The organism is Stenotrophomonas capsici, assembly GCF_034961085.1.
Lineage (GTDB): Bacteria > Pseudomonadota > Gammaproteobacteria > Xanthomonadales > Xanthomonadaceae > Stenotrophomonas > Stenotrophomonas capsici.
The window spans coordinates 1-3,218 of the sequence record NZ_JAYFUH010000048.1 but is presented as its reverse complement, the minus strand read 5'-3'; the positions used below and the strand labels follow the sequence as shown (position 1 = coordinate 3,218).

Sequence of the window (3,218 nt, the reverse complement as noted above, 5' to 3'; positions counted from 1 at the left end):
CCGGGCCATTGCCCGCGTGCGTGCAGGCCATGCAGTTGCAGGTGCAGCCGGTCGCGCTGGCGCAGGCCGATACCGGCCGGCAGCAACTGCAGGCCGTCGCCGTTGATGGCGATCAACCCGAACGCGTCGCCTTGCTGCAGGGCGAGTTCGACCACGCAGCCTGCCAAGGCCTTGGCGGCGTGCAGGCGCGTCCAGTCGCGCCGGGCCTGGTCGGCCTGTTGCATCGAGGCGGTGGCATCGAGGACCAGCCATACGGTGAGCGGGCTTTCGCGTTCGGACTCGCGCACGAAGAAGCGGTCCGAGCGGGCGTACAGCTTCCAGTCGATCTGGCGCAGTTCATCGCCCGGTTCGTAGGCCCGGTACTGCGCGAACTCCAGCCCGGCGCCGCGGCTGCGGCTGGCATGCATGCCGATGCCACGGCTGCCGCTGGCGCGCTGCGGGAACAGCCGCAACGCACGCAGGCGGCTGCGCACATCGGCGGGAATCAGCGGTGGGGCAGGGGACACCATGGCGGGATCGGCATCAGGCCGGGAACGGCACCGTGCGCAGCAATGCGGTGATCACGTCATCGGCGCTCTTCTGCTCGGCCTCGGCGGCGAAGGACAGCAGCAGGCGGTGGCGCATCACCGGCGCGGCCAGGGCCTGCACGTCCTCGCGGGTGGCGGCAAAGCGGCCATGCAGCAGGGCGCGTGCTTTCGACGCCAGCACCAGCGACTGGCCGGCGCGCGGGCCGGCGCCCCACTTGATCCAGTTGTTGACCTCGGCCGGCGCGCCGTCGCCGGGACGGCTGGCGCGGACCAGGCGGGTGATCCAGGTCAGCAGGTCGGGGCCGACGTGCACGTCGCGCACGGCCGCCTGCAGTGCCTTGACCGCCTCGGCATCCATCACCTTCGGCACTGTGCCGCTGTGGCTGCCGGTGGTCTGGGCCAGGATGTCGCGCTCCTCGGCCTCGTCGGGGTAGTCCACGCGCACGTGCAGCAGGAAGCGGTCCAGCTGCGCCTCCGGCAGCGGGTAGGTGCCGGCCTGCTCGATCGGGTTCTGCGTGGCCAGCACGAAGAACGGCGAGGGCAGCGTGTAGGTGGTGCCGGCGTAGCTGACGGTGCGCTCCTGCATGGCTTCGAGCAGGGCGGCCTGGGTCTTGGGCGGGGTGCGGTTGAGCTCGTCGGCCAGCAGCAGGTTGGTGAAGATCGGGCCCTGCTGGAAGCGGAACGCGCGCTTGCCGGTGCCGTGGTCCTCCTCCAGCAGCTCGGTGCCGAGGATGTCGCTGGGCATCAGGTCGGGCGTGAACTGCACGCGCCGGAACTGCAGCTCCAGTGCCTGCCCGAGCGAGCGCACCAGCAGCGTCTTGCCCAGGCCCGGTGCGCCTTCGAGCAGGCAGTGGCCGCCGGCGAGCAGGCCGATCAGCAGTTGCTCGACCACCGCCTGCTGGCCGACCACCGCCTGCGCCAACGCGCCGCGCAGTTCGCCCAGGCGGGGCAGCAGGGAATCGAGGTCGGGGGAAGTGGCAGTCATGCGGTCACCAGTGGGGTCAGTGCGTCAGTGCGTACATCACGATGTTCACGCCGAACTTCGTGTTGTCCTCGGCCAGGAAGCGTTTGTTGCGCCAGTCGTAGTCCCATTCGCAGCCGTAGTCCTTGTTGCTGTAGAGCACGCCCAGCCGGCCATCGATCTCGATGCCCTTGAGGTAGTCGTGCACCAGGTCATCGCCCCAGCCGTTGAGCTCGAAGCCGGTGGCCGGCGGACCTTCGGGGAACTTGAAGAAGCTGTTGTAGATGGCGTGGTTGTTCGGCAGCTTCTTCAATGCGGTGGTGCCGAAGATGCCGCGCATCTGCGCCTCGAACGAGGTGGCGAACAGGCCGTCGATGTCATGGTTGCAGTCATCGACGAAGACGAAGCCGCCGTTGCGCACGTAGCGCTCGAAGTTGCGGCGTTCGTCGGGGTTGAACTCGACCAGCTTGTGCCCGGCCAGGTAGCAGAACGGCGCGCGCAGCATCTTCGGGTCGGACAGCGCCACGACATGTTCGTTGGGGTCCACGCGCAGCGTGGTGTAGTCCACCAGCGAGGTGAGCAGGTTGGACGGCATGCGCGCGTCCACGTCCCAGTCGCCGGAGTCGTACTTCAGGCGGGTGAACCAGAAGTCGTAGCGGCCGGCCTGCGCGTGGGCCCGGCCGGGCAACGCGGCCGCAACCACACCGCCAAGCAGCAGCTGCAGGAATTGCGCTCGCGTTAGACGGGACTGGAGCAAAGGCCAAGAATCTCAGGAAACCAGGAGCCCCTCTCCCGCAGGCGGGAGAGGGGTTGGGGTGAGGGCCGGGCGAAGCCTCATGGTGCTCGATGCCACCGTGCGTTGCGCCGTACCCTCATCCGCCCTTCGGGCACCTTCTCCCGGGGGGAGAAGGTGTATCAATCACACCGCATCGGACAACGAAGTGAACGTGAAATCACGCAGCTTCATCGGCGGGATCATCATCACGAAGCTGGACTCGTCACCGGCCACGCGCACCGGCTTGCCCAGTTCGTCGATGTTGTTGAGCATGATCACCGGCGACTCGTTGAAGCGGAAGTTCTTCACCGGGTGCTTGATCTGGCCGTTCTCGATGTAGAACGTGCCGTCGCGGGTCAGGCCGGTCAGCAGCACGGTCTGCGGGTCGACCATGCGGATGTACCAGGTGCGGGTGACCAGGATGCCCTTCTCGGTGCCGCGCACCAGCTCGGCGATGGACTTGCTGCCGCCGCTCATCAGCAGGTTGCCCGGCTGCGCGTTGGCGGTCTTGCCCTGCTTCTGCGCCCAGTAGCGCGAATAGCTGAGGTTGGCGACCTTGCCGTTCTCGATGATGGCCATGCGCTCGCGCGGCATGCCTTCGCCGTCCCACGGCAGCACCGGTGCATCGGGATGCCACGGGTCGGCGAACAGGTTCACCTGCGGGTCGTAGACCTGCTCGCCCAGCTTGTTGCCGCCGCCCTTCCTGGACAGGAAGCTGCGGCCTTCGTCGGCCGAGCGGGCGCTGAAGAAATTCATCATGAAGCTGATCAGGCCCGCGGCGGCGGCCGGCTCCAGGATCACCGTGTACTTGCCCGGCTCCAGCGCCTTGGCCTCGGCCGATTCGGTGGCCTTGCGCTTGGCGATCTCGATGTCCTGGTCGGCCCTGAAGTCCGATGCGTCCTTCAGGTTGCGGCCCACCCAGCCCGAACCGCGGCCGTCCTCGGTGCGCACGGTG

At 67.9% G+C, this 3,218-nt stretch carries 4 protein-coding genes; all 4 read right to left on the bottom strand.

The window, feature by feature from the left end; all coding sequences use genetic code 11:
- A partial coding sequence (locus VA603_RS01655) for a DUF58 domain-containing protein (RefSeq protein WP_323437755.1) occupies positions 1-509 on the bottom strand: 509 nt, incomplete at its 3' end.
- A gap of 13 nt (positions 510-522) precedes the next feature.
- Positions 523-1,512, bottom strand: a complete 990-nt coding sequence (locus VA603_RS01650; RefSeq protein ID WP_323437754.1) for an AAA family ATPase — start codon at positions 1,510-1,512, stop codon at positions 523-525.
- 16 nt (positions 1,513-1,528) lie between these two features.
- Entirely contained in the window at positions 1,529-2,245 is a 717-nt protein-coding gene (locus tag VA603_RS01645; protein WP_323437753.1) for a DUF4159 domain-containing protein, read from the bottom strand.
- 162 nt (positions 2,246-2,407) lie between these two features.
- Positions 2,408-3,218, bottom strand: an 811-nt coding sequence (locus VA603_RS01640) for a metallopeptidase TldD-related protein (RefSeq protein ID WP_323437752.1), incomplete at its 5' end; no start/stop codon positions are given.

What these genes read in the sequence shown, in the direction of transcription:
- VA603_RS01650 (WP_323437754.1), bottom strand. Translation starts at nt 1,512, where the DNA reads ATGACTGCCACTTCCCCCGACCTCGATTCCCTGCTGCCCCGCCTGGGC.